The sequence below is a fragment of the Nocardioides sp. genome (assembly GCF_041913365.1).
GTDB lineage: Bacteria > Actinomycetota > Actinomycetes > Propionibacteriales > Nocardioidaceae > Nocardioides.
In genome coordinates this window covers 66525-92405 of record NZ_JAYSFM010000004.1, presented here as the reverse complement: position 1 = coordinate 92405, position 25881 = coordinate 66525, and the positions used below count along the sequence as shown (strand labels likewise).

Sequence of the window (25881 nt, the reverse complement as noted above, 5' to 3'; positions counted from 1 at the left end):
GACCGCACTAGTCGCCGTCGTGGAGCCACACGGCGGCGTACGGCTCCAGCGGGACCGCACCCTCGACCAGCGAGGGGGCGGTCCCGCTGATCGCGTCGCGGAGGCCCGGGGTGTGCAGCCCGAGCCAGTGCAGCACGTCCGCCTCCACGCGTGCCTCCTCGCCGCTCACGTTGAACGCGGCGAGCAGGGGGCCGGTCGGGTGCCGGCGGACCACCAGCAGCACGCGCGGATCCCGCGGGTCCCACACCTCGGTGGGCGAGGCAGCGTGCAGGTGCGGCAGCGAGCGGCGTACGTCGATCAGGTGCCGCAGGCCGACCGTGATGCCGTGCTGGTCGCGACCCGCCTCCACCTCCGGCCACGGCATCCGGGGCCGGTGCACCCAGCGGTTGTCCGCGGCGTGCGCCGGGTCGTCGGCCCAGCCGGCGTCGTTGAGCAGCCCGAGCTCGTCACCCATCCAGATCACCGGGAGGCCCCCGAAGGCGAGGACCACGGCGTGCGCCAGCAGGATGCGTGCGGTGGCGCCCGGGTCGCCGGCCTCGAGCCCGGCCAGCGACGCGAGCGACCCGGAGATCCGGCGGTCCCCCGTGGCCTCGTTCTGCTGGAAGACCAGCCCGCGGGCCCACGAGCCGGGGAAGGCGCCGGAGTACCAGTCGGAGAGGAAGCGGCGGTGCGCCACCGGGTCGAGGCCGACGGCGCGCGCGTCCTCGTCGGAGACGGCCCAGCCGATGTCGTCGTGGCACCGGGCGTAGGTGACCCAGGCGGTGGTGGAGGGCGGTTGTGGCAGCTGCTGGAGGGCGTGTGCGGTCAGCGCCACCTCGCCCGAGGCGAGCATCGACCAGACCTGGACCATCAGCCCGTTGTGGTAGGCCAGGTCGCTGACCCGGCCGCGGTGGCGACCGACGCCGAGGTAGGCGGGCAGGTCGGCCGGGCCGACGATCGCCTCCGCCTTGAACAGCACGGCCGGCGCGGCGATCCGCGCCACCGTGCGCAGCGCGCGGGTGAGCTCGTGCACCTCGGGCTGGTTCTGGCAGGCGGTGCCCAGTCGCTTCCAGATGAAGGCGATCGCGTCGAGCCGGAAGACCTCGACCCCGGCGTTGGCGAGGCTGAGGATGATGTCGGCGTACTCGCAGAGGACGGCGGGGTTCGACCAGTCCACGTCCCACTGGTAGTCGTTGAAGGTCGTCCAGACCCAGCCGGCGAGCTCGTCGTCCCAGGTGAAGTTGCCCGGCGCGAAGTCGGGGAAGACCTCCGGCAGCGTGGCCTCGTAGGCGTCGGGCGCCGACCGGTCGTCGTACACGTGGAAGTAGGCGCGCTTGTCGGGGTCGCCGGCGCGGGCGGCGACGGCCCACTCGTGCTCGCGCGCGACGTGGTTGAGGACGAGGTCGAGGCACAGGCTGATCCCCTCGCCCCGCAGCGTGGTGGCCAGGTCGCGCAGGTCGTCGACGGTGCCCAGGTCGGGCCGCACCGAGCGGTAGTCCATCACCGCGTAGCCGCCGTCGTTGGGTGCCGGGCGCGGCGTCAGCAGCGGCATCAGGTGCAGGTAGCCGACACCCAGGTCGCGGAGGTACGCCGCGCGCTCCCCGACGCCGGCCAGCGTGCCGGCGAAGCGGTCGGCGTAGGCGGCGTAGCCCACCATCCCGGGCCGCTGGAACCAGTCAGGCGTGCGCAGCCGCTCCTCGTCGAGGGCGCGCAGCTCGACGGGCCTGGCGTCGTGGGCGGCTCGGGCGATCGCGACCAGCCGGTCGGTCACGTCGGCCGCCGAGTCGGCGCCGTAGACCCGCTCGAGGGTGTCGCGCAGGTCCGGTACGAGGGCGTGCAGCCGGGCCTCGAACGCTTCCTCTGCTGCAACGTCTGGCACGGCACTCAGTATGGCGACACAACGCCTCCCGGTCACCGGCCGAGCGCCCTACGCTGACGGGTCGTGAGCAACGACCCGACCCTGCGCCCACGTGACCACTTCACGCCGCGACGCGGCTGGCTCAACGACCCCAACGGGCTGATCCACCACGACGGCGAGTTCCACCTGTTCTTCCAGCACCACCCCCACGCCCTCGTGCACGGGCCGATCTCGTGGGGTCACGCGGTCAGCGCCGACCTCGTCGACTGGACCGAGCTCCCCACGGCGCTGCTCGCGACCGACGAGGAGCACGTGTGGTCGGGCAGCGTCGTCCACGACGCCAGCCACGATCGACTCGTCGCGGCCTACACAGCCTTCGACCCCGCCACCGGGCGCCAGGCGCAGTCGCTGGCCTTCAGCACCGACCGCGGCCGGACGTGGGTGCCCCACCCCGGCAACCCGGTGCTCGACGTGGGCTCCACGTCGTTCCGCGACCCGAAGGTCTTCCGTCACGGCGACGGCTGGGCGATGGTCGTGGTGCGCGCGGACGACCGCACCGTCGACCTCTACCGCTCCCCCGACCTGCTCGCGTGGACCCACCACTCGATCTTCGGGCCCGAGGGCTCCGTCGAGGGCGTGTGGGAGTGCCCTGACGTCGTCACCGTGCCCGTGGAGAGCACCGGGGACACCGCGGACGTGCTGCTGGTGAGCGTCTCGGCCGGCGCCCCCGCGGGGGGCTCCGGCATGCAGTACTTCGTGGGCGAGCTGACGGAGGCCGGCTTCCGCTCCACGCAGCCGGCACGCTGGCTCGACCACGGCCCCGACTGCTACGCCGCGGTCTCCTACACGGACGCGCCCGGCGAGGAGCCGGTCATCCAGGGCTGGATGAGCAACTGGCTGTACGCCGACACGGTGCCCGCGACGGACTTCCGCGGGTCGATGACGGTCGCCCGACGACTGACCCTGCGCCGGCGAGGCAGCGACCTGGTCCTCGTGCAGCGGCCGGTCGTGCGCCCAGGTGAGGTGCGCTGCTCGCTCGAGGAGGTCGACGTCGCCGGCGAGCGACCGCTCCCGGTCGTCGCGCGCTCGTGCCGGGTCGTGGCGGACCTCGAGGCCGGCACGGCGCAGCGGTTCGGGCTCCACCTGCGCGTCGGCGACGGCGAGCGGACCACCGTTGCCGTCGACCCGGACGCTCTCACGGTGTCGGTCGACCGCACGGCCGCGGGCGAGGCCACGCACCCCGCGTTCGCCGCGCTCCACGCCGCGCCGCTGCCGGACGCGGACGTCGTACGCCTCGAGGTGGTCGTCGACATGACCTCGGTGGAGGTCTTCGTCGGTGGCGGTGAGGTCGTGCTCACCGAGCAGGTCTTCCCCGACCCGGCGAGCACCGGCATCTCGGTCTTCGCCGAGGGCGGCACCGCGCGCATCCACACTCTTTCGGTGGTCGAGTAGCGCCAGCGGTGCAGTTGGTCGAGTAGCACGCGAGCGCAGCGAGCGGCGTATCGAGACCCCCTCATCGCGAGTGGGTCTCGATACGCCGCTCGCTGGCGCTCGACTACTCGACCACCTGCAGTGCGGTCCTCGCTCGGCTACTCGACCACCTGTGGAACGGGTGCTCTCAGTCGGAGAGCCGCTCCCCGGTGTCGGTGTCGAACACGTGGACGTGCTGCGTGTCGGTCGTGACGTAGAGGGTCTCGCCCTTCTGCGGGTGGGTGCGGCCGGCGACGCGGACGATGACGTTGGAGGGGGTGCCCTCCACGTCGCAGGTGCCGTAGACGAAGCTGTCGGCGCCGAGCTCCTCGACCACGGTGACGGTGACCGGGAGGCCACCCTCGCCGCTGTTGACCAGCCGCCAGTTCTCCGGGCGCACGCCCACGGTGACCCGGCCGCTCATCTTCTTCTCGGCGGCGGGGTCGACGGGCACGTTGTAGCCGCCGACCTTCACCGTGCCGTCCTCGGCGGCCACGCCCTCGAGGAGGTTCATCTGCGGGGAGCCGATGAAGCCGGCGACGAAGAGGTTGGCGGGCTTGTCGTAGAGCTTGAGCGGGGTGTCGACCTGCTGGAGGACGCCGAGCTTCATCACCGCGACCCGGTCGCCCATCGTCATGGCCTCGACCTGGTCGTGGGTGACGTAGACGGTCGTGACGCCGAGGTCCTGCTGGAGCCGGGCGATGTCGGTGCGGGTGGCGACGCGCATCTTGGCGTCGAGGTTGGACAGCGGCTCGTCCATGCAGAAGACCTGCGGCGCACGGACGATCGCGCGACCCATCGCCACGCGCTGGCGCTGGCCGCCGGACAGCGCCTTCGGCTTGCGCTGGAGGTACTCGGTGAGCTGGAGGATCTCCGCGGCCTTGGCCACGCGCTCCTTCCGCTCGGCTGCCGGCACCTTCGCCATCTTGAGCGAGAACGCCATGTTCTCCTCGACGGACATGTGCGGGTAGAGCGCGTAGTTCTGGAACACCATCGCGATGTCCCGGTCCTTGGGCGGCACGTTGGTCACGTCGCGATCCCCGATGAAGATCTTGCCGTCATTGACCTCCTCGAGCCCCGCCAGCATGCGCAGGGTCGTGGACTTGCCGCACCCGGACGGCCCGACGAGCACCATGAACTCGCCGTCCTTGATCTCCAGGTCGATGCCCGGGACCGCGGGCTCGTCGGCCCCCGGATACCACCGCTGGGCCTTCTCGAACGTCACTGATGCCATTGTTCTGCTCTCCTTCACCGGCAGGTACGTGCCGGACGATCCGTAGTGAAGTGACGCGGGTCACAGTAGGTCCGCGCGACCTGCGGTGGCAACGCCGCCGTCCACCGCTCAGCGGGAGCGGACCGATCCTCCGTGTCGTACGACCATCGGCACCGAGACCGTCCCGCCCGTGTCGGTGGCGTCGAGCAGGCGACGTACGGCGAGTGCGCCGAGCTCGGTGAACGGCAGCTCGACGGAGGTCAGCACGGGACGCAACCAGCCGGCGAGCGCCGAGCCGTCGAAGGAGACCACGCTGACGTCGTCGGGCACCCGCAGCCCGGCCTCGGCCAGCGCCTGGTAGACGCCCATCGCGACCCGGTCGTTCATGCACACCAGACCGCCGGCCCGCCCACCTGCGGCCAGCCACCGCGACGCTGCGTCGAACCCCGCGGTGACGGACCAGTCGCACGGGACGATCCCGGCCAGGGCCACACCGCTCGCCGCGAGCTCCGCCCGCACGCCCCACATGCGCCGCGGTCCGGCGGTCGCCTCGGGGGTCGGGTCCTCGCCCACGACCCACACGTCCTCGACGCCGGCCTCGAGCAGCACCGCGGCGGCCTGCCGACCACCGCCCTCGTCGTCGGGCACCACCGCGGGCAGGGTCCGGTCGGGATCCTCGCAGTTGAGCAGGACGCACCGGGTGCCCTGCAGCTCCTCGGGGAGGTGGACGGTCCGAGCCGTGCGGGTGGCATAGACCACCCCGTCCACCTCGCGCTCGACCATCTCCTCGATCAGCAGCCGCTCGAGCTCCCGGTCGCCGCCGCTCTCACCCATCACCACGACGTGGTCGAGCTCGCGCGCCGCGAGGCTCGCGCCAGTGAGCATGCTGCTGCCGTACTGCTCGCCGGCGATCTGGTCGGAGATCAGCCCGACCGTCGCCGTACGCCGCGTGCGCAGGCTGCGGGCACTGCGATTCGGCCGGTAGCCCAGGCGGGCGACGGCTGCCCGCACCCGCTCCTCGGTCTCGGTCGCGATCCGCATCTCGTCGGCCCGGCCGTTGAGGATGTACGACGCGGTCGTCGTCGACACACCCGCCTCCGCAGCGACGTCGGACAGCACGACGCGTCGCCTCTTCACCATGCCTCTCCCCTCGTCCAAGGCGTGCCAGATCCTGCCGCAGCACTCGCCTGCCTCGCGGGACCTCGTGCTCGAACCGTTGCTTGACACCTGACCCGCGAGCCGAACATGATGCGGCTGATTCGATTCAGCAGTGGCGTACGTCACAGTACGACACCCCGATTGGCGCGGGTAGGCCCGTCAACCAGGAGAAGAGGCTCATCGCATGCGCTCACGGAAGACGCGTCGGCTAGCGGCGCTGGGAATCGGTTTGACGCTGGCAGTGGGGGCCACCGGGTGCCTGCAGCCGTCCAACGGTGGAGCCGGCGCCGGTGCCGGGCTCGAGGGCTACGTCGACAACGCGCAGGCCGACGGGGACGGCGAGGTCACCGTGCTGGGTGCCTTCGGCGGCACGGAGCAGGAAGCGTTCGAGGCGTCCATCAAGGCGTTCGAGGACGAGTCCGGCATCGACGTCAAGTACACGGCCGACCAGGACTTCACCACCACCATCAAGACCCGCGTGGGAAGTGGCGACAGCCCCGACATCGGGCTGTTCCCCCAGCCGGGTGGCATCGCAGAGTTCGTCGAGGACGGTGCGGTGCAGCCGATCGACACCTTCCTCGACTACGACAACCTCGACCGGACGCTGGTGCCGGGCTTCCTCGACTTCGCGCGCTTCGACGGACGCGTGTACGCCGCTCCGATGCGGATGGCGGTCAAGAGCGTCGTCTACTACCCCAAGCCCGAGTGGGAGGCGGCCGGTTACCCGAAGGAGTTCGACACCTACCAGGACCTGATGGAGTTCAGCGACCAGCTGATCGCCGACGGCGAGACCCCCTGGTGCATGGGCTGGGAGTCCGACCAGGCCACCGGCTGGGTCGGCACCGACTGGATCGAGCAGATGCTCCTGGTGACGGCTGGTCCCGACGTCTACGACGACTGGGTGAGCCACGAGATCCCGTTCAACGACCCGCAGGTCGTCAAGGCCTTCGACGTGTTCGGCGAGATCGCCAAGGCGGACGGGATGGTCCTCGGCGGCAGCCAGCGCATCCTCAACACGCCGTTCGCCGAGGCGGCGTTCCCGATGTTCGAGGCCAAGCCCGAGTGCTGGATGGAGCGCCAGGGCAACTTCGGCATCGGGTTCTTCCCGGCCGAGGTGCAAGAAGACCTCGACAATCGCGTGGGCGTCTTCAAGTTCCCGCGCTACGAGGGCGGCTACGACGGCGACCCGACCCTGGTCGGTGGCGACTACGCCGCCGTGTTCAACGGCAACGACGAGGACGCGGCGGAGTTCATGAGGTTCCTGACCTCCGACGCCTTCGGGGCCGAGTGGGCCCAGGCAGGTGGCTGGCTGTCCCCGCACACCACCTTCGACGTCTCCAACTACCCCAACGAGACGACGCGCCAGATCGCTGCGATGGCCTACGAGGCGTCGGCGACCAGCTACGACGCGTCCGACCTCATGCCGAAGACCGTCGGGTCGGGCACGTTCTGGACCGAGATGGTCAAGTGGATCGACGGCGCCTCGACGCAGGCCACGACGGATGCGCTGGAGGACAGCTGGCCGGCCAGTGGTGAGGAGTCGGAGCAGTGACCGTCGGCGACGACCTCAAGGAGCGGGGCGGAACTCCACCCCCCGGCATGCCCGACGGACCGGGCGAGTCCGGGGGAGGCAGCGGCTCGGCGAAGGCGGACGCTCGCAAGCTCGGCATCGGGCTCGTCGGGATGGGGGTCGTGGCCTGGGCCATCGGCAACCTGTTCCTGGCGTTCGGCTACTACCCCAACTGGTTCTTCGACAGCAAGATCCTCATCGGCGTCCTCGCGCTCGTCGCGGGGGTCGGCGGCGCGTACCTCTTCTTCTTCTTCCTGAACATGTTCGTCGAGGGCCTGCCCGAGCGCCTGTCGTTGCTGGCCACGCCGTACGCCTACCTGCTGCCGGCCTTCGCGGCGATCGCGGTGATGCTCCTCTACCCCACGATCCAGACGATCAACTACTCCTTCGCCAACGACGACTCGACCGAGTACGTCGGGTTCGCCAACTACCGTGAGGTCTTCTCCTCGCAGGCGTTCCGCGACTCGATCCTCAACAACGTGCTGTGGCTGCTGCTCGTGCCCGCGGTGACCGTCGCCTTCGGAGTGCTCGTCGCCGTGCTCGCCGACAAGCTCTCCACCCGCGGCGAGCAGGTGAGCAAGAGCCTGATCTTCCTGCCGATGGCGATCTCGTTCGTCGGCGCAACCGCCATCTGGAGCCTGATCTACGCCTTCGACACGACCGGCCTCCTCAACGCGATCGTGACCAGCCTGGGCGGCGAGGCACAGACCTGGTTGCAGATCTCGACCGCGCGGCTCAACTCGCTGCTGCTGATGGTCATCCTCGTCTGGCTCCAGGTGGGCTTCGCGATGATCCTGCTCTCCTCGGCCATCAAAGGGGTGCCCGAGGAGACCCTGGAGGCGGCCCGGATCGACGGCGCGTCGGAGCTGCAGATCTTCTGGCGGGTCGTGATCCCGCAGATCAAGGGAACGATCATCACCGTCTTCATCACCGTGGTGATCCTGGTCCTGAAGGTCTTCGACATCGTCTACGTGTCGACCAACGGCAACTTCAAGACCAACGTCATCGCCAACCTGTTCTTCAACAAGCTCTTCGCCGACGACCAGGCAGGTCAGGCAGCGGCGATCGTCGTGATCCTGTTGATCGCCGTGATGCCGGTGCTCGTCTGGCAAGTGCGGCACTTCCGGGAAGAGGAGGCGAACCGATGACGCACGCGCTCGCGGTGCCCGAAGACACCGACAGGGCCCAGGCGGCCGGCATCAAGCCCAGGGGCACCCTGACCAAGATGAAGGACGGCCGGCCCCGCAGCTGGGTCGCCGTGGTCTCCATGGTCGTGCTCACCGTGCTCTGGTCGATCCCCACCATCGGCCTCCTCGTCACCTCGTTCCGTTCGCGCGAGGACGCGGCCACTTCGGGCTGGTGGTCGGCCCTGCTCAACCCCATCACCTCGAACTGGACGACGGCCAACTACTCCGGCGTCTTCGGCGGGACCAGCGACATGGGCGCCGGCTTCCTCAACAGCATCGTCGTGGCCATCCCCGCCACGATCATCCCGATCATGTTCGCGGCGTTCGCCGCCTACGCCTTCTCGTTCATGGACTTCCGCGGCAAGGACGTGCTGTTCATCTCGATCGTCGCCGTGCTGGTGGTGCCGATCCAGGTGGCGTTCGCGCCGATGCTCGACATCCTCGGACCGCGGGGCCTGGGCATCTCGGGCCAGTACATCGCCGTCTGGATCCTGCACACCGGCTTCGGCATGCCACTGGCGATCTACACCTTGCGCAACTACATGTCCACGCTGCCCAAGACGGTGATCGAGTCGGCCAAGATCGATGGGGCGACGCACTTCCAGACCTTCTGGAGGCTGATCGTGCCCATGTCGGTTCCGGCGCTCGCGGCGTTCGCCATCCTGCAGTTCATCTGGGTGTGGAACGACCTCCTCATCGCCAAGCTGTTCCTCAGCGCCGACAATGCGACGGTCATCGTGAAGCTCCAGCAGCTCCTCGGCACGCAGGGGCAGGGAGCCGAGCTGCTGACGGCCGGCGCCTTCATCTCGATGGTGCTGCCGATGATGGTCTTCTTCTCGCTGCAGCGGTTCTTCGTCCGCGGCCTGACCGCCGGAGCCGTCAAGGGGTGACGGCACGTACGCTGCCCGGCGCCGGCCGCCGGGCGGCGTACGACCTGTCCTGACGATCTCGGAAGCGAGCCATGCTCTTCCCTCCCCGCGACCCGACCGGCCCCGCCCGGCTCACCCTCGAGCTGGACACCTCGCAGGACCTGCTCCCCCGGATCCTCTGGGCGGGCGTGGCCTCCGGCGAGACGGCCCACGCGGCCGGCTACCCGTCCACGTTCCGCGGGCCGGGCGTCCCGCTGCTGGGCGAGCACGCGCACGAGCTGTTCACCCGGCCCCACCTGCGCGGGCACCGGGTCGACGCGCCCGACTCGGACGCGGCGTGGTCGACGCGCTTCCTCGTCGAGGACCTGTCGGCCACCGACGACACGCTCACGCTCACGGCGTACGACGACGCGGCGGGGCTGCGGCTCACCACCGAGCTCGAGGCGCTCCCTGGCGGCCTGCTGCGGGGTCGGCACACGGTGCGCAGCACCGGCGCGGGGACCTACGTGCTCACCGGCCTGGAGGTGGTGCTGCCCGCTGCCGACGACCTCGTCGAGCTGCTGGACTTCACCGGCCGGCACGAGGGCGAGCGCACGCCGCAGCGGCACACCGTCACCGACGGGATGTGGCTGCGCGAGGGACGCGAGGGTCGGCCCGGCCTCGGCGGCGCGACGATGGCCGTCCTCGGCACGCGGGGCTTCGGCACCCGCTCCGGCACGGTCCTCGGGGTGCACGTCGCGTGGAGCGGCAACAGCCTCCTGCGGGCGGAGCGCTCTCCCGACCTCGGCACGACCCTGGGCGGCGGCGAGCTGCTGCAGCCCGGCGAGGTGCGGCTCGCGCAGGGTGAGGAGTACGCCTCGCCCTGGGTGGTCTTCGGCGCGTCGGACGGCGGTCTCGACGGCCTGGCCGAGGCGTTCCACACCTACGAGCGCTCGCTGACCGCGCACCCCGGCCACCAGCCGGTGGTCCTCAACGTCTGGGAGGCCGTCTGGTTCGACCACGACCTCGCGCGGCTCCACCAGATCGCCGACCGCGCGGCGGGCATCGGCATCGAGCGCTTCGTCCTCGACGACGGGTGGTTCCACGGGCGACGCGACGACACCGCTGGCCTCGGCGACTGGTGGGTCGACCCCGACGTGTGGCCGGAGGGTCTGGCGCCCATCGCCGACCACGTGCGCTCGCTGGGCATGCAGTTCGGGCTGTGGTTCGAGCCCGAGATGGTCAACCCCGACTCCGAGCTCTACCGCGCGCACCCGGACTGGATCCTCTCGGCGGGCGCGCGGGTGCCGCAGCTGCACCGCAACCAGCTCGTGCTCGACCTGTCCCGCCCCGAGGTCTGGCAGCACGTCCACGACCGGGTCGACTCGGTGCTCTCCTCGGCGCCGATCGACTACGTCAAGTGGGACCACAACCGCGAGCTGCTGGAGGCGGGCTCGGGCGCGCGGGGCGGGTCGTCGGCGGTGCGCGAGCACACGCTCGCCTTCTACCGGTTGCTGGACTCGCTGCGCCGGCTGCACCCGCGGATCGCCTGGGAGACCTGCGCCTCCGGCGGCGGCCGCATCGACCTCGGGGTGCTGGAGCGCACCCAGCGCGTGTGGACGTCCGACATGACCGACGCGCTCGCGCGCCAGCACATCCAGCGCTGGACCGGCCAGCTGGTGGCGCCGGAGTACCTCGGCGCGCACGTCAGCGCACCGGTCGCCCACCAGACCGGTCGGACGCTGCCGCTCGACTTCCGCGCGGCGACGGCCCTCTTCGGCGCCTTCGGCGTGGAGTGGGACCTCAGCACCGCGACCGACGACGAGCTGGCCGCGCTGGCCGGGTGGGTCGGCCTGCACAAGCACTTCCGGCACCTGCTGCACTCCGGCCGGACGGTGCGACCGGAGTCCGCGGACCCGGCCGTGATGCTGCACGGGGTCGTGGCCCGCGACGGCAGCGAGGCGCTCGTCGCGCACGTGCAGCTCGACGAGTCCGCGAGCAACCGCGGCACCGTGGTGCGCGTGCCCGGCCTGCGGCAGGAGGCGTCGTACGACCTGCGCTGGGCGGGCCCCGTCGTCCACCGTCCGGTCAGCCGGTCGGTGCCGCTGCCCGAGGAGGGCCCGACCGACGGCGTCGCCGTCCGCGGCGCGGTGCTCGACGCCCGCGGCTACTGGATTCCCCGTCGCCGACCGGAGACGATCACTCTCGTGCACCTCACGCTCACCGATCGCAGCGCGGCCCGATGACGTCCCCGGTCCTGGACCCGGACCCTGACTGGTGGCGCACCGCCGTCGTCTACCAGGTCTACCCCCGCAGCTTCGCCGACTCGGACGGCGACGGGATCGGTGACCTCAGGGGCCTGATCCAGCGGCTCGATCACCTCGAGCTGCTCGGCGTCGACGTGGTGTGGCTGTCCCCGGTCTACCGCTCGCCGCAGGACGACAACGGCTACGACATCAGCGACTACCAGGACATCGACCCGACCTTCGGCACCCTGGGCGACGTCGATGACCTGATCGCCGCCCTGCACGAGCGCGGGATGCGGCTGATGATGGACCTCGTCGTCAACCACACCAGCGACGAGCACGCGTGGTTCGAGGAGTCGCGGTCGTCGACCGACAACCCGAAGCGCGACTGGTACTGGTGGCGCCCGCCCCGCGCGGGCATGGAGGGCGGCACGCCCGGCGCCGAGCCGAACAACTGGGCCAGCGTCTTCTCCGGTCCGGCCTGGGAGTACGACGAGGCGAGCGGCGAGTACTTCCTGCACGTGTTCTCCCGCAAGCAGCCGGACCTCAACTGGGAGAACCCGGAGGTCCGCGAGGCGGTCTACGCGATGATGCGCTGGTGGCTCGACCGCGGGGTCGACGGCTTCCGCATGGACGTGGTCAACCTGATCTCGAAGGACCCGTCGCTGCCCGACGGGATCGTCCACGCGGGCACGTTCGGCGACAGCTCGCCGTACCTCGTCAACGGGCCCCGCATCCACGAGTTCCTCGCCGAGATGCACCGGGAGGTGATGGAGGGCCGCGACCGGAAGATCCTCACGGTCGGCGAGACGCCCGGCGCGACGGTCGAGGACGGCCTGCTCTACACCGACGCCGCTCGCCGCGAGCTGGACATGGTCTTCACCTTCGAGCACGTGGGGGTCGACCACGCCCAGACCAAGTGGGACCTCATCCCGCTGCGGCTGACAGCACTCAAGGCCGTCCTCGGTCGCTGGCAGGTCGGTCTGGCCGACGTCGGGTGGAACTCGCTCTACTGGAACAACCACGACCAGCCGCGCGCGGTGTCCCGGTTCGGCGACGACGGGGCTTGGCGGGTGCGCTCGGCGAAGCTCCTCGGCACCGTCCTGCACCTGCACCGCGGCACGCCGTACGTCTACCAGGGCGAGGAGCTCGGGATGACGAACCACCCGTTCGGCGCCATCGACGACTTCCGGGACATCGAGTCGCTGAACCACTTCCGCGAGGCCGTCGCCCAGGGCGCCGACCCCGAGGACGTGCTGAGGTCGCTGCGCTCGCGCGGCCGGGACAACGCCCGCACCCCGATGCAGTGGGACGCCTCGCCCCACGCCGGTTTCACGACGGGCGACCCGTGGCTCCCGGTCAACCCGAACCACACCGAGGTCAACGCGGAGGCCGCGACCGCCGACGAGGACTCGGTGTTCCACCACTACCGGCGGCTGATCGAGCTGCGCCACGACGAACCGGTCGTGGCCCTGGGCGACTTCACCATGCTGCTGCCCGAGGACGAGGTCGTCTACGCCTTCACCCGCTCGCTGGACGGCGTCGAGCTGCTCGTCCTGGCGAACTTCAGCAGCGAGCCGGTGCACCCCGAGCTCGATGCCGCTCGGTGGGCCGACGCCGAGGTGCTGCTGGACAACGTGGAGGACGGCGCCGGGACCTGGCACGGCCGGCTCGAGCCGTGGCAGGCGCTGGTCCTGCGGCGTACGACCTGAGGGCGGCGCCCCTCAGTAGGTGCCGATGATCTTCTTCGGCGTGCCGGGCGGGGGCTGGCGCTGGACCGTCACCGATCCCATGAGGGCCATGCCGCGGATCCGCACGGTCGGCGAGTCCGGGCGCAGCTCGGCCGGGACCTTGTCCTTGGCCTGGTTGTACTCGCCCATGATCGGCGTCCCGTCGACCACGACGTGCATGTCGGCCGGGACGATGACCTTGACCTCGCCCATGATCGCGCTGGCGTTGATCTGGGTCTCGTGGCCGGACAGCTGGGCCTGGCGGAGGTCGATCAGCACGCTGCCCATGAGGGCGAAGGCGCTGTGGTGCGCCGGGACGGCCCAGACGCCCTGGCGCTTGCACTCGCTCATGATCGCGGTCGAGGAGTTGTGTCCGACCGCGGGGAGGTGGGACGCCCGACGCACGGGCGCGTGCGCCGGCGGGGTGACCGGGCCCGTCGCCTGGAGGTCCAGGGTGATCGGCACCAGCTCGCCGTAGGTCTTGGCCTGGAAGGTCAGCTCGAGCCGCTCCTCCAGCTCGTCGAGGTCAAGCCGCCCCTCGCCGGCCGCATCGCGCAGCACGTCGGCCACGCGCTGGCGGTCGGCGTCGGAGATGCGCATCTGCGACGGGTCGTGCGGGCGGTTCTCGATCTCCCCCATGGCGTCAGCCTAGCGAGCCGCCGCGATCCTGACCCGTGACGGGCGTCAGGACCGGCGGGCGCGACGGCTCCATGCCGCCGCGCCCACCCCCGAGGGAGGTCTCAGCGGCCGGGGCGTCCGTACTCGTCGTCGTACTGCAGCCGGTTGAGGGTGCCGGCGATCTCGTCACCGGACTGGACCGGGTAGGGGCAGGTGGTGACGGGGGGCTGCTTCCCGGGGTTGAGGCAGTCCTCCAGCGTGAAGGTGGGGAGGGGCTCCTTGGGGCCCGCTCCTCCGATGTCGTTCTTCGGTGGTGCGACCTCGGTGCCACACGCAGCGAGTGTCACGAGGGCGACGGTGGCAGCTGCGGCTGCGAAGCCTCGCCGCACGGTGGTGATGGATGTGGTGGACATGGCAGTGCTCCTTCGGGTGGGCCGGTTCGGGTCCGGCGATGGGCACCACCCTCGATCCGCGCGGAGGCGGGTTGACGCGTGTTGACGATCGTTGACAGCAGAGACGGAATCGGGTTGCCGGAGCGTCGCCGGCGGGAGGATCCTCGACCTGAGGAATGGGTGGTTGGAGGGCCCCATGAGCGCACTTCCCCGACCCGACGTCGCGGGTCCGGCTCGGACGCTCAACGACGCCCTCCACGACCTCCACCACCGCGCCGGCTGGCCCTCGCTGCGCACGCTCGCCAGGGAGACGGGGGTCTCCCACACCACCGTCTCGAAGGTCTTCTCCTCGGGCGCGCTGCCGGGGTGGGGCACGCTCGAGCTCCTCGTCGAAGCGCTGGGCGGCGACGTCGGCACCTTCCACGACCTGTGGCTCGCCGCCTCCTCCCCGACCAACGGCAGCGGCCCGGCACCCGGTCCGGGCATCGCCGGCCGCCGCGCCGAGCTCGACGTCGTACGCCGCCACCTGGCACACGGCAGGGGCCTGCTGCTCGTGACCGGCGAGGCGGGGATGGGCAAGACCACGCTCGTGCAGGCGGCGACGGCGTCCCCGGACGCGCTCGTGCTGGCTGGTCGGTGCCTGCCGCTGTCGATCGACGTGCCGTTGATGCCGGTGTGCGACGCGCTGCGCGATGCGCTGGCGCAGGACGACGGGCGCCGGCTGGCCACAGCCCTCGCCTCCTGCCCGGCGTTCGTGGCCGTGGAGCTGGCGAGGCTCGTGCCCGAGCTCGGGACCGCCACCGCGGCGGACGACTCCTTGGGGCGCCAGCACCTGTTCACCGCCGTGGGAGCGGCGCTGGCTGCGCTGGCGCGCGACGGTCGCGTGGCGGTGGTGCTCGAGGACCTGCACTGGGCGGACACCGTCACGCTGGACCTCCTCGAGCACATGGCGCTGTCGGCCGCGGACGGGGACCTCGCCTTCGTGGGGACCTGGCGGGACGGCGACCCCGGCACGCCGGCCGTCAGCACCCAGTGGCGTGCGCGCGTCGAGCGGGCGCCGGCCAGCTCGACTGTGCGCCTCGGCCCGCTGACCCGCGAGGAGACCGAGGCGCAGCTCGTCGGGCTCGGCACCGTGGCCGACGTCGAGGCCGTCTTCTCGCGGAGCCGCGGGCACCCGCTGTTCACGACGCACCTCGCCGCCCACCTGCCCGAGGCCGGGCTGCCCCACGCCCTCTCCGACCTGCTCGACGCGCGGCTCGAGGGCCTCGACCCGGCGCCGTGGCGCGTGGTCCGCGCGCTCGGCGTTGCCGACCGACCACTGCCCGCCACCGTGGTGGGGACCATCGCTGGGCTCGAGGTGGACGAGCTGGCGGAGGCGATGCGGTCGCTGCGCGCCCTGCGCCTGCTCGGCCGTGGCGACGACGCCGACAACGCCGTGCTCGACCACCCCCTGCTGGCCGAAGCCGCGCGGCGCCGGCTCGTGCCGGGCGAGGGTCGCGAGGTGCACCGTCGCCTGGCCCGGGCCCTTGCGAACAGCCCCGCACCCGAGCCGGCCGAGGTCGCCCTGCACTGGCAGCGAGCCACCGAACCCGGGGAGGAGCTGCCCTGGCGCGTCGCGGCCGCGCTGGAGTCGGCGAGGCGGTTCGACTGGAGCCAGGAAGCCGAGCAGTGGCTGCGGGTCCTGGAGATCTGGCCCGACGGGCTCGACAGCGTGGGTGAGCCACCCACCCGGTTGTCGGACGCCTACCTCGCGGCGATCGATGCCCTCGACGAGTCGTTCCAGTGGGACCGGGGCGCGGCCCTGAGCGCCGAGGCGGAGCACCGCTTCGCCACCGCGCCGGAGGAGGTGCGCGTCGAGGTGCTCCTGCGCGCGGCGGCGTTCCGCGGCGAGCAGGAGGGCGTGTCGGTCGGCCTGGCCCTGATCGACCAGGCGCTCGAGATCCACCGGCTCCTGCCCGAAGGACCCGGCCTCGTCCGTGCGCTCAACCGGAAGCGGCTGCTGCTGGAGGACCTGGGACGGTTCGACGAGGCGCTCGTCCACGTCCGCGAGGCGGCGGAGGTCTCCGCCCGGATCGGCGACGCACGCCTCCAGAGGTACCACCGCACGACGTTGGCCGGTCCGCACGGCACCGACGGGGACGTGGCCGGATGCTTCGAGCTGTTGCGACAGGCGGCGGCGCTGACCCCGGACGGCACGGACCCGCTGGGCGACATCCGGCAGGCGGTGATGGCTACGGACGTGCTCCTCAAGAATTGCGCCACCGTTGACGAGATCGAGGCCGTGGCCCGGCCCGCGTTCGAGGCCGCGACGTCGCTCGGGGTGGACAGCGAGATGGTGATGTTCCTGCGCGGGAACGTCGTGGAGGCGATGCTGCGGGCCGGACAGGTCGCCCGCGCGACGGCACTGCTGGGGGTCGGCCCCGACGACCCGCCGGACTACGACCACTGGGTGCTGCACTTCCTCCGCGCCGAGATCGACGTTATCTCCGGGCGGGTGATCGAGGGTGCGGCGCGCTTCGAGGAGGTACGACGCGTCGTGGGCGCCCCCGACTCGGTCCAGTCGGACTTCCTGGGCGAGCTCGTGGACATGGACTACTGGACCGGGACGCCGACCCGGCTGATCGACCAGATCCTCCACTGCATCCAGGTGAACCTCGACGGTGGCGCGTCGCCCCGGATGCTCTTCCGCGCCGTCGTGGGGGCCGCTCGCTCCATCGCCAGCGGGGCGGACCCGACCCGCGGACGCTCCCCCTACCGGGAGGTCGTGCTGGAGCTGGCCGAGCGGTGCGGCATCGGCTCCGCGGGGCCGTCGGACGATCCGTGCGTGGCAGCGCACCGCTGCGCCGTGAGCGCCGAGCTGGCCCGGCACGACGGCACCGCCACTGCAGCCCTCTGGGCGGACGTGGCCGCGCGATGGGACGCCCTGGACCGCCCGCACGACGCGGCGTACGCCCGATGGCGCGCGGCGCAGTGCGCCCTGCGCGAGGGTCGCGGCACGGTCGCCGCGCGGTTGCTCAAGCGAGCCGCAGCAGACGCGCGCGAGCACGTCCCGCTCACCCAAGCCATCACCCGCACCGCGGCAGGCGCGTGATGGGCGCCCTCCCCCGCCCCGACCTCGCGCCCGGACCCGTCCGGACGCTCAACGACGCCCTGCACGACCTCCACCACCAGGCCGGCTGGCCCTCCCTCCGCACCCTCGCACGCGAGACCGGCGTCTCCCACACCACCGTCTCCAAGACCTTCTCCCGCCCGGCGCTCCCCGCCTGGGGCACCCTCGAGCTCCTCGTCGAGGCCATGGACGGAGACACCACCACCTTCCACGACCTCTGGCTCGCCGCCACCACCCCCACCAACGGCGACCGTCCCACCGCACCCCGCATCGCCGGCCGCCGCGCCGAGCTCGACGTCGTACGACACCACCTCGAGACCGGCACCGGCCTCCTCCTCGTCACCGGCGAAGCGGGCATCGGCAAGACCACCCTGATCGAGGCCGCGGCCGCGTCGACCGAGGCTTTCGTCGCGGGTGGGCAGTGCCTGCCGCTGTCGACCGTGATCCCGTTGCTGCCCGTCGCGGACGTGCTGCGGGCAGTCCATGGTGCGCGCGACGGCGCCTGGCTCCGCGACGCCCTGGGCCGTTGTGCGCCGTACGTCACGGCTTCGGTGTCGGCGCTCCTACCGGAGATCCAGTCCTCGTCCGATCTTCCCGGCCGCACGGGTGACCAGGGCCTCCTCTTCGCCGCGGTGGCAGCCGTGGTCGAGGCGCTATGCGAGGACCGGCCCCTCGCACTCCAGATCGAGGACCTCCACTGGGCCGATCCCATGACGTTGGACCTCGTCGAGTACCTCCTTGGTCGCTCCGTCTCGGTCCCCGTGGTCGGGACCTGGCGACGTGGCGACCCGGGCACACCAGTCGCGAGCGAGGAGTGGCTGGTCCGGGTACGACGCCGCCTGCCGGCCGCCTCGGTGATGGAGCTCGGTCCACTCAGCCGCGACGAGACCGCCGACCAGCTCGCCCTCCTCGGCACGGTCGAGGTCGAGACGATCGACACGATCCACGCGCGAAGCCGTGGCCAGCCGCTGTTCACCGAACAGCTGGCCGTCCAGCTGGACGAGGGCGACGGCCTGCCGAGCCTCCTGCTCGACCTGCTCGACCGGCGCCTCGCCGGCACCAGCGAGGAGTCGTGGTCGGTGCTCCGCGTCCTGGGGGCCGCAGCCAGGCCCGTTCGTCCCGCGGTCCTTGCGGAGGCGGTCGGCGTCGACGCCGACACCCTCACCCGCCGCGTGCGCGAGCTGAGGGAGCGACTCCTGCTCCGGCGCGTCGGTGAGGCCATCGAGCTCCAGCACCCGTTGCTCGCCGAGGCAGTCCAGCAGCGGCTCGTGGCCGGGGAGGACCAGGCGGTGCACCGGGCCGTTGGCCAGGCTCTGGCTGCGACTCCCGACGCCGAGCCGGCGGAGGTGGCTGAGCACTTCCAACGGGCCGGCCTGCCCGAACCCGAGCTCCAGTGGCGGATCTCGGCCGCCCGGGCCGCCGCCCGGCGCTACGACCGCGGCCGGGAGGCGGAGCACTGGCTGCGCGCGCTGGAGGTGTGGCCCGACGATGCGTCGCCCGACGTCGATCCCCCGATCACCCGTGCCGGTGCGTACCTGGAGGCGATGGACGGCCTGAGGTTCTCGCTCCAGTGGGATCGAGCGGCGGCGATGAGTGACCAGGCGGGTGACGTCCTCGGCGACGTCGATGACGCGGTCCGGGCCGAGCTCCTGTGGCGTGCGGCCGAGTTCCGCGGCCAGCGCGAGGGGGCTTCGGTCGCTCGTGCACTGATCGACGAGTCCCTCCGGCTCTTCGAGCACGTCCCCCTGTGCTCCGGGACGCTGCACGCACTGGACTGGAGGGTCAACCTCCTCGAGGCCGCCGGGCGCTTCGACGAGGCGCGCGACGCCCTTCAGGCCAAGCTCGCGGCGGCGGAAGCGCTGGGTGACCGCATCGTGCTGCGCGACTGCGTGATGGATGCCGCCTGGCACGCAGGTGTGGAAGGCAGGACGGACGAGGCAGTGCGCATGCTCGCCGGGTCGAAGCAGCGCGCCGGCCTGTCGCTCGACCCGCTGGGCGACCTCCGCCAGGCGGTCGCCGCCACAGACGTCCTCCTCATCAACGGCCGTCCACTCGCCGCTGTCGCCGACCTGGCCCACGGGGGCTTCGCGGTGGCGGACGAGCACGGCATCGCCAACCCGCAAGTGGCCATCCTGCACATCAACCTGGCCATCGCGCTCCTGCGCGCTGGACGGATCGACGCGGCGGAGGACGAGATCGGCATCGGCCGCAGCGAGCCAGTCGACGTCGGTCGCTTCCACCTGCACGGGTTGCGCGCGGCAGTCGACTCGGCGCGAGGGGCCCACCAGGCTGCCCAGGATCGGCTGGCCGCGATCTGGGCGACGGTGGCCGGCAACCTCGAGACGGACCTCGAACTCCTGGTCACCGCAGGGTCCGTCGGCTGCTGGGCCGATGAGCCGGAGCCGGCGAGGACCCGCCTGCTCCGCGCCCTCGACCTCGTCGCGGGAGGTACGCCGATCCGAGTGGTCGCGCCGGCCCTGGTGGTCGCGGCCCGTTGCGTCGCCCACCAGGCCGGGTCGGAGACCGGTGCCGATCGAGCAGGTCGGGACCGCGAGGCACTACGCGCCCTGGCCGACAAGGCCGGCCTCCTGAGCGACCATGCCGGTGACCACAACCTCGGCGCCCACCGTGCGGCCTTCGAGGCAGAACTCGCCAGGTGCGAGGACCGGGCGACCGTCGACGCCTGGGTGCAAGCCGCGGCCGGCTGGGACGGGCTCGGCCGCCCACACAACGCGGGGTACGCCAGGTGGCGGGCCGCGCAGTGCGCCCTGCGCGAGCGGCAGGGCACGGTGGCGGCGAGGCTGCTCAAGCGGGCTGCAGCTGATGCCCGCGAGCACGTGCCGCTGTCCCGGGCGATCGCCGGGACAGCGGCGGGATGAGGAGATCGAGCGGCGGCCCGAGAAAAGGCCCGGCAGGGACGGGACCGGGCGACGTACCCCGTCCGCCGCCCGGCCCCCGGTCTCTCAGTGCCAGTCCTTCGTGCGGTCGATGGGATCGTGATCCTTCCCCGGCTGCTCCGGCTCGGCGTCGCCGAACTCGTCGTTGAAGTCAGTCCTCGGGATGGTGGTCCTGGGCGACCGCGGCTCGTTCTGCTGCTGCTGCGTGCCCCCGATGTCCTGTGACGGCGGGGCGGCCTCGGTCCCACACGCGGTGATGGCGAAGAACGCGGTGGCAGCGGTGACGGCGGCGAAGCCCTTGCGAATGGTGTTTCCGTTGGTGTTCATGGTCGTGTCCCTTCAGGTTGCCGACCCCGGTCGGGTGCGGCGTTGGGACCACCGTGCGGCCGCCCGGGAGGCGGTTGACGCCGGTTGACGAAGGTTGACAATCAGCCCGCGATGGCGGGCTCGGCCGCGAGGTGGCGGGACACCGCGAGCGCCGCCTGCCGGCCGGCCCGCGAGGCGCCGATCGTGCTCGCGGAGGGCCCGTAGCCGACGAGCTGCACGCGCGGGTCGCGCTCGGCGGTGGTCGCGCCCTGCACGTTGCCGGGCACCGGCACGAGGGCGATGCCGCCCTCGGGGCTCCGCAGGCCGAGTGGCGCCAGGTGGTCCACCGCCGGCCGGAACCCCGTCGCCCACAGGATCACGTCGACGCTCTCGGACCTGCCGTCGGCCCAGCGGACCCCGTCGGGCTCGATCCGGGAGAACATCGGCAGCCGCTCGTAGGCACCCAGCCGGGCGGCCTCCTGCTCCTGCGGCCGCAGCTTGAGCCCGGTCACGCTGACCACGCTGGCGGGCGGGAGCCCACGGCGTACGCGCTCCTCGACGGCGGTCACCGCGGCCAGCCCGGCCGACGCGTCGAACTCCTCGCGCCAGACCGGCGGCCGCCGGGTGACCCACAGGGTGTCGGCGATCGGGGCGAGCTCGCCGAGGAACTGCACGGCGGACGCCCCGCCGCCCACCACGAGCACGCGCGTGCCGCGGAAGTGCTCGGCGCCCGGGTAGTGCGCGGTGTGCACCTGCTCCCCCGCGAACGTCTCGATGCCGGGGTAGAACGGCACGAACGGCCGCGTCCAGGTGCCGGTGGCGTTGACGAGCGTGCGCGTACGCCACTCGTGCTCGCCGGCACGCACGACCAGCAGGTCGCCCTCGGTGTCGACGCGCTCGACCCGCACCGGCCGCACCACCGGAAGCCCCTGGCTCCGCTCGTAGTCGCCGAAGTAGTCCGGCACCACGAGGTTGGCCGCGTGCCGCGACCCCGCCGGTGCCGCGGAGCCGGGGAGGTCGGCGACGCCGTGCACGTCGTCCATGCTGAGGGAGGACCACCGGTGCTGCCAGGCGCCGCCGGGCTCGGGGTTGGCGTCCAGCACCACGTGGTCGATGCCCCGCTGGCGCAGGAAGTACGACGCGGCGAGGCCCGCCTGCCCGGCACCGATGACGACTGAGTCGAGGACGTCCACGTGGGGTCAACGCCCGGCACGATCCCCCTATGCCCGGTCGCCCCGGCATGGCAGCCTCGTGGCATGGACATCGCCGAGCGCGCCCGCACCCTCCTCGACCTCCACCACACCGGCACCACGCTGGTCCTGCCCAACGTCTGGGACGCCTGGTCGGCCCGCACCGTCGCGGATGCCGGCTTCCCGGCCCTCAGCATCGGCAGCCACCCGCTCGCCGACTCGCGCGGCCAGGGCGACAACGAGGACATGACGCTCGCCGACGCGCTCGACGGCGTACGCCGGATCTGCGGGGCCGTGCCGGACGTCCCGGTCACCGCCGACCTGGAGTCCGGCTACGCCACCCCGGCCGCCGAGCTGGTCGAGCGGATGCTCGAGGCGGGCGCGGTCGGCCTCAACATCGAGGACACCGTCCACTCCGAGGGCGGCCGGATGCGGTCGGCGGCCGAGCACGCCGACTACATCGGCGCGATCCGCCAGGCGGCCGACGGCGCGGGCGTCGACGTGGTGGTCAACGCGCGGACCGACGTGTTCATCAAGAAGGGCCAGTTCGACGATCCCGTGGGCGAGGCGGTCGCGCGGCTCCGGGCGTGCGAGGAGGCAGGCGCCCGCTGCGTCTACCCCGTCGGCGTACCCGACGCGGCGTCCCTCGAGGCACTGCTCGATGCGCTGTCCGGGCCGGTGAACGTCATCGCCAACCCGCGCAAGGGCTCGGCTGCCGGCTCGCTGGAGGACCTGCAGGCCATGGGCGTCCACCGGGTCACCTTCGGGCCCCTGCTGCAGAAGGAGCTGGCCCCCGACCTCGCCGCGCTCGTCATGCCCTGGAAGCAGTGACGTCGTGGCGGGTGGTCGCTCAGGCAACCACCCGCCATGACGTCGTAGCGCAGCCTCAGCCGACCAGCTCGGGCTCCCGCTCGTCGCGCCACTGGGCGGTGGCGTGGTCGCGCTCGAGCGACTCGCCCTCCACGTCGATGACCGGCAGCAGGCGGTCCAGCCAGCGGGGCAGCCACCAGGCCTTCTCGCCGAGCAGGTAGAGCAGCGCCGGGATGAGCACCATCCGCACCACGAAGGCGTCGAACACCACCGCGGCGGCGAGCGCGAAGCCCATCGACTTGATGATCGGCTCGTCGGTCAGCATGAAGGCCGCGAAGACCGAGGTCATGATCACCGCCGCCGCGGACACGACGCGGGCCGAGTTGCGGAAGCCATCGACGACGGCCTCGCGCATGGAGGCCCCGTGGACGTGCGCCTCGCGGATCCGGGTGACCAGGAAGACCTGGTAGTCCATCGCCAGGCCGAAAACGACACCGATGAGGAAGATCGGCATGAAGGACACCAGCGGTGCGCCCTCGACGATCCCGAACATCCCCTCCTGGAAGACCAGGACGGTCGCGCCCAGGGTGGCGAGCACCGACAGCAGGAAGCCGAGGGTGGCGGTCAGCGGGACGAGGATCGACCGGAAGACCAGCATCAGCAGCAGGAACGCCAGGCCGATGACCACGGCGAGGTAGATCGGCAGCGCGTCGGCGAGCTTCTCCGACACGTCGGCCTGGATGGCAGTGATGCCGGTGACGCCGGTGGTCGTGCCGGTCTCGGCCTCGATCCCGGCCTGGCCGTCGCGCATCTCGTGCAGCAGGTCCTCGGTGGCGACCTCGTCGGCGCCGGTGCTCGGGGTGACGAGCACCTGGGCGCCGGTCCCCTCCTCGTTGGTCATCACGACCTGCGCGTTGACCACGCCCTCGAGGCCGGCAGCCCAGTCGACGACCTCGCCGAAGGCGGCGCCGCGGTCGGCCTCGTCGACCTCACGGGCGTCGACGACGACCATCAGCGGACCCTGCCGGCCGGGACCGAAGCCCTCGGCGACCAGGTCGGCGGCGCGGCGCTGCGTGGTCTCCGGCGACGCGGTGGAGTCCGTCGGGAAGGCCAGGTGCAGGTCCTTGACGGGTACGGCGAGCGCACCGAGGCCGACGACGACAAGCAGGATGGCGGCCACGGGCGCGCGACCGACGAGGCGGGCCCAGCGGACACCGTTGTTCAGGACCCGGCCCCGCTCGTCGCGCGCCGGGCGGTAGCGGCGGATCCGGCCACCGAAGGCCCGGCTCTTCAGCATGCCGAGCACGGCGGGCAGCAGGGTGAGGGCGACGAGGACGGCGACGAACACGGTGCCGGCGGCCGCGAGGCCCATCGTGGTGAGGAACGGGATGCCGACCACGGACAGCGCGGCGAGCGCGATGAGGACGGTCAGGCCGGCGAACACCACGGCCGAGCCGGCGGTGCCCGTCGCGATGCCCATCGCCTCGGCGCGGTCATCGGTGTGGTCGAGCTCGCTGCGGTAGCGGGCGAGGATGAAGAGCGCGTAGTCGATGCCGACCGCGAGGCCGATCATGCTGGCGAGCATCGGGGTGCTCGACCCGATGTCGAAGAACGCGGTGGAGCCCACGACACCGAGCAGGCCGGTGCCGAGACCGATGAGGGCGGTGACGATCGGGATGCCGGCCGCGACGACCGAGCCGAAGACGACGAGCAGCACGACGACGGCGACCGCGATGCCGATCAGCTCGGCGGAGCCGCCCTCGGGCATGGCCGTCAGGCCGGAGCCGTTGACCTCCGCGGTCAGGCCGCCGGCGTTCGCCTCGGCCACCGCGTCCTTGATCGCGTCGACCGTCTCCGGCTCGACGTCGGTGACCGTGTCGACGTCCAGCGTGTAGCTGATGGTGCCGATCCGCTTGTCGTCGGACAGCGGCGACAGCGCGGCGAAGTCCTCGCGCGCCTGCGCCTCGTCACCACCGGCCTCGACGACCGCGTCGACCATCTGCTGCTCCTGGCCCGCGGCGGCGGTCACCGGATCGAGGATCGTCTCGGCGGCGGGCGCCTGGGGCAGCTCGGCCAGGTCGGCGACGAGCGCGCCCACGCGGTCGGCGTACGCGTCCTCCTCGAGGGTGTGGCCCTCGGGCGCGGCGACCACGACGGTCACGCTCGCCTGGTCGAAGGCGTCGACGGCGTCCGGGAAGAGCTCTTCCTGGAGGTCGGCGGCCTTCTCGGACGGGATGCCCGGGATCGAGAAGGCGTCGGTCATCGGCTTGCTGATGGCGGTGGCGGTGAAGCCGACCGCGACCAGCGCGACGAGCCAGGCGGCGATGAAGGCGTACCAGCGCCGGTAGGCCGTGCGGCCGAGGCGGTGGAGGAGTCGAGCCATGGGTGGTGTGTCCCTCGTTGGTGTCGGTGTGGGTGGTGGTCGGGGGGTCAGCCGAAGAGGCGGCGGACCGTGGCGATGCCGGCGACGATGAGCTCGGCGAAGTCCTGCTCGGGGTCGTCGACGAAGGCGGTGACGGCGACCTCGCACACACCGCCGAGCACGGCGATGGCGACCTGTACGTCGCGGGCGGGCAGGTCGCCGCCCGGGCGCTGGACGGCCGCCTCCACGAGGCGCTCGACGAGCCGGCGCATCCGCTCCTTGAGCGTGATGAGCAGCACGGGGTTGGCGTGGACGATGCGGTCGAAGCGCTGGATCGTCGCCAGGTCGACGTCCTCGTTCTCCAGGATCGCCAGCACCAGCGCCTGGAGGTCGTCGATCAGGTCGCCGGACGGCCCGCCCGCGCGGAAGTCGTCCATCGCCGCAGGCGGCAGCACGATGTCGGGACCGAGGACGGCGTCGACCTTGCTCGGGAAGTAGTTGAACAACGTGCGCCGCGAGACCTCGCACGCGTCCGCGAGCTCGTCCATGGTGAAGCCGTCGATGCTGCCGCGCTCGTCGGCGAGCCGCTGCGCGGCGTCGACGATGCGGAGCTCGGTGCCACGCCGGCCGCGCCTCTGGATTGCACTATCGGTCACAGAGTGCAGTTTTGCACTCTGGTCCGCATGGTGCAAATCGGCGACGCTCGCCACCTGAAGGTGGCGGCACACGACACCCGCACAGGGCTTTCCGATGCGATCTGCCGCCACCCTCATCGACCGCCACCCGAAGGTGGCGGCACACCACACCCCCCACGAGGCTTCCCGATGCGATCTGCCGCCACCCTCATCGACCGCCACCCGAAGGTGGCGGCACACCACACCCCCACGAGGCTTCCCGATGCGATCTGCCGCCACCTTCGCGGCGCGCTCGGGAGACGG

Annotated in this window: 18 protein-coding genes; 9 read left to right on the top strand and 9 right to left on the bottom strand. The window is 72.0% G+C overall.

The window, feature by feature from the left end:
• Positions 1-7: 7 nt before the first annotated feature.
• Complete coding sequence (locus ACE3QY_RS11220) at positions 8-1636, bottom strand: alpha-amylase family protein (protein WP_374456414.1); 1629 nt, start codon at positions 1634-1636, stop codon at positions 8-10.
• 285 nt (positions 1637-1921) lie between these two features.
• Between ACE3QY_RS11220 and ACE3QY_RS11215 the strand changes: the two genes are divergently transcribed.
• Positions 1922-3289 (top strand): glycoside hydrolase family 32 protein, encoded by a 1368-nt coding sequence (locus tag ACE3QY_RS11215; protein WP_374456110.1) that lies wholly within the window; start codon positions 1922-1924, stop codon positions 3287-3289.
• 166 nt (positions 3290-3455) lie between these two features.
• On the opposite strand, the gene ACE3QY_RS11210 is transcribed toward ACE3QY_RS11215, so the two are convergent.
• Both ACE3QY_RS11210 and ACE3QY_RS11205 read right to left on the bottom strand, forming a co-directional pair.
• Entirely contained in the window at positions 3456-4541 is a 1086-nt protein-coding gene (locus tag ACE3QY_RS11210; protein WP_374456109.1) for an ABC transporter ATP-binding protein, read from the bottom strand.
• Between the two features lie 108 nt (positions 4542-4649).
• On the bottom strand, positions 4650-5660 hold the full coding sequence (locus tag ACE3QY_RS11205; RefSeq protein ID WP_374456108.1) for a LacI family DNA-binding transcriptional regulator: 1011 nt from the start codon (positions 5658-5660) through the stop codon (positions 4650-4652).
• A 247-nt stretch (positions 5661-5907) separates the two neighbouring features.
• Between ACE3QY_RS11205 and ACE3QY_RS11200 the strand changes: the two genes are divergently transcribed.
• From ACE3QY_RS11200 to ACE3QY_RS11180, 5 genes are all read left to right on the top strand, one after another.
• On the top strand, positions 5908-7230 hold the full coding sequence (locus ACE3QY_RS11200; protein WP_374456107.1) for an ABC transporter substrate-binding protein: 1323 nt from the start codon (positions 5908-5910) through the stop codon (positions 7228-7230).
• Between the two features lie 47 nt (positions 7231-7277).
• Complete coding sequence (locus tag ACE3QY_RS11195) at positions 7278-8396, top strand: carbohydrate ABC transporter permease (protein ID WP_374456106.1); 1119 nt, start codon at positions 7278-7280, stop codon at positions 8394-8396.
• Positions 8393-9325 (top strand): carbohydrate ABC transporter permease, encoded by a 933-nt coding sequence (locus ACE3QY_RS11190; RefSeq protein WP_374456105.1) that lies wholly within the window; start codon positions 8393-8395, stop codon positions 9323-9325. The genes ACE3QY_RS11195 and ACE3QY_RS11190 overlap by 4 nt, the downstream gene beginning before the upstream one ends.
• 71 nt (positions 9326-9396) lie before the next feature.
• Positions 9397-11529, top strand: coding sequence for an alpha-galactosidase (locus tag ACE3QY_RS11185; RefSeq protein ID WP_374456104.1), 2133 nt, complete (start codon positions 9397-9399; stop codon positions 11527-11529).
• The gene (locus ACE3QY_RS11180) at positions 11526-13241 is read left to right on the top strand and encodes an alpha-glucosidase (RefSeq protein WP_374456103.1); all 1716 of its coding nucleotides are present in this window, start codon (positions 11526-11528) and stop codon (positions 13239-13241) included. The genes ACE3QY_RS11185 and ACE3QY_RS11180 overlap by 4 nt, the downstream gene beginning before the upstream one ends.
• Before the next feature lie 12 nt (positions 13242-13253).
• On the opposite strand, the gene ACE3QY_RS11175 is transcribed toward ACE3QY_RS11180, so the two are convergent.
• Together ACE3QY_RS11175 and ACE3QY_RS11170 are read right to left on the bottom strand one after the other, a co-directional pair.
• Entirely contained in the window at positions 13254-13898 is a 645-nt protein-coding gene (locus tag ACE3QY_RS11175) for a DUF1707 domain-containing protein (protein ID WP_374456102.1), read from the bottom strand.
• 101 nt (positions 13899-13999) lie between these two features.
• Positions 14000-14290 (bottom strand): hypothetical protein, encoded by a 291-nt coding sequence (locus ACE3QY_RS11170; protein WP_374456101.1) that lies wholly within the window; start codon positions 14288-14290, stop codon positions 14000-14002.
• 175 nt (positions 14291-14465) lie between these two features.
• Here ACE3QY_RS11170 and ACE3QY_RS11165 point away from each other — a divergent pair, with 175 nt between their 5' ends.
• Positions 14466-17360, top strand: a complete 2895-nt coding sequence (locus ACE3QY_RS11165; RefSeq protein WP_374456100.1) for an AAA family ATPase — start codon at positions 14466-14468, stop codon at positions 17358-17360.
• On the top strand, positions 17360-20257 hold the full coding sequence (locus tag ACE3QY_RS11160; RefSeq protein ID WP_374456099.1) for an AAA family ATPase: 2898 nt from the start codon (positions 17360-17362) through the stop codon (positions 20255-20257). The genes ACE3QY_RS11165 and ACE3QY_RS11160 overlap by 1 nt, the downstream gene beginning before the upstream one ends.
• Positions 20258-20341: 84 nt before the next feature.
• Here ACE3QY_RS11160 and ACE3QY_RS11155 read toward each other — a convergent pair whose 3' ends face one another.
• Both ACE3QY_RS11155 and ACE3QY_RS11150 read right to left on the bottom strand, forming a co-directional pair.
• Positions 20342-20602, bottom strand: coding sequence for a hypothetical protein (locus ACE3QY_RS11155; protein ID WP_374456098.1), 261 nt, complete (start codon positions 20600-20602; stop codon positions 20342-20344).
• A 101-nt stretch (positions 20603-20703) separates the two neighbouring features.
• The gene (locus ACE3QY_RS11150; RefSeq protein ID WP_374456097.1) at positions 20704-21774 is read right to left on the bottom strand and encodes a flavin-containing monooxygenase; all 1071 of its coding nucleotides are present in this window, start codon (positions 21772-21774) and stop codon (positions 20704-20706) included.
• Positions 21775-21837: 63 nt separating this feature from the next.
• Between ACE3QY_RS11150 and ACE3QY_RS11145 the strand changes: the two genes are divergently transcribed.
• A complete protein-coding gene (locus ACE3QY_RS11145; RefSeq protein ID WP_374456096.1) occupies positions 21838-22602 on the top strand; it encodes an isocitrate lyase/phosphoenolpyruvate mutase family protein in 765 nt (254 codons plus the stop codon).
• A 55-nt stretch (positions 22603-22657) separates the two neighbouring features.
• On the opposite strand, the gene ACE3QY_RS11140 is transcribed toward ACE3QY_RS11145, so the two are convergent.
• Both ACE3QY_RS11140 and ACE3QY_RS11135 read right to left on the bottom strand, forming a co-directional pair.
• Positions 22658-24964: an MMPL family transporter gene (locus tag ACE3QY_RS11140; RefSeq protein WP_374456095.1), complete on the bottom strand. Its 2307-nt coding sequence runs from the start codon at positions 24962-24964 to the stop codon at positions 22658-22660.
• A gap of 47 nt (positions 24965-25011) precedes the next feature.
• Complete coding sequence (locus tag ACE3QY_RS11135) at positions 25012-25599, bottom strand: TetR/AcrR family transcriptional regulator (protein ID WP_374456094.1); 588 nt, start codon at positions 25597-25599, stop codon at positions 25012-25014.
• Positions 25600-25881: the final 282 nt, after the last annotated feature.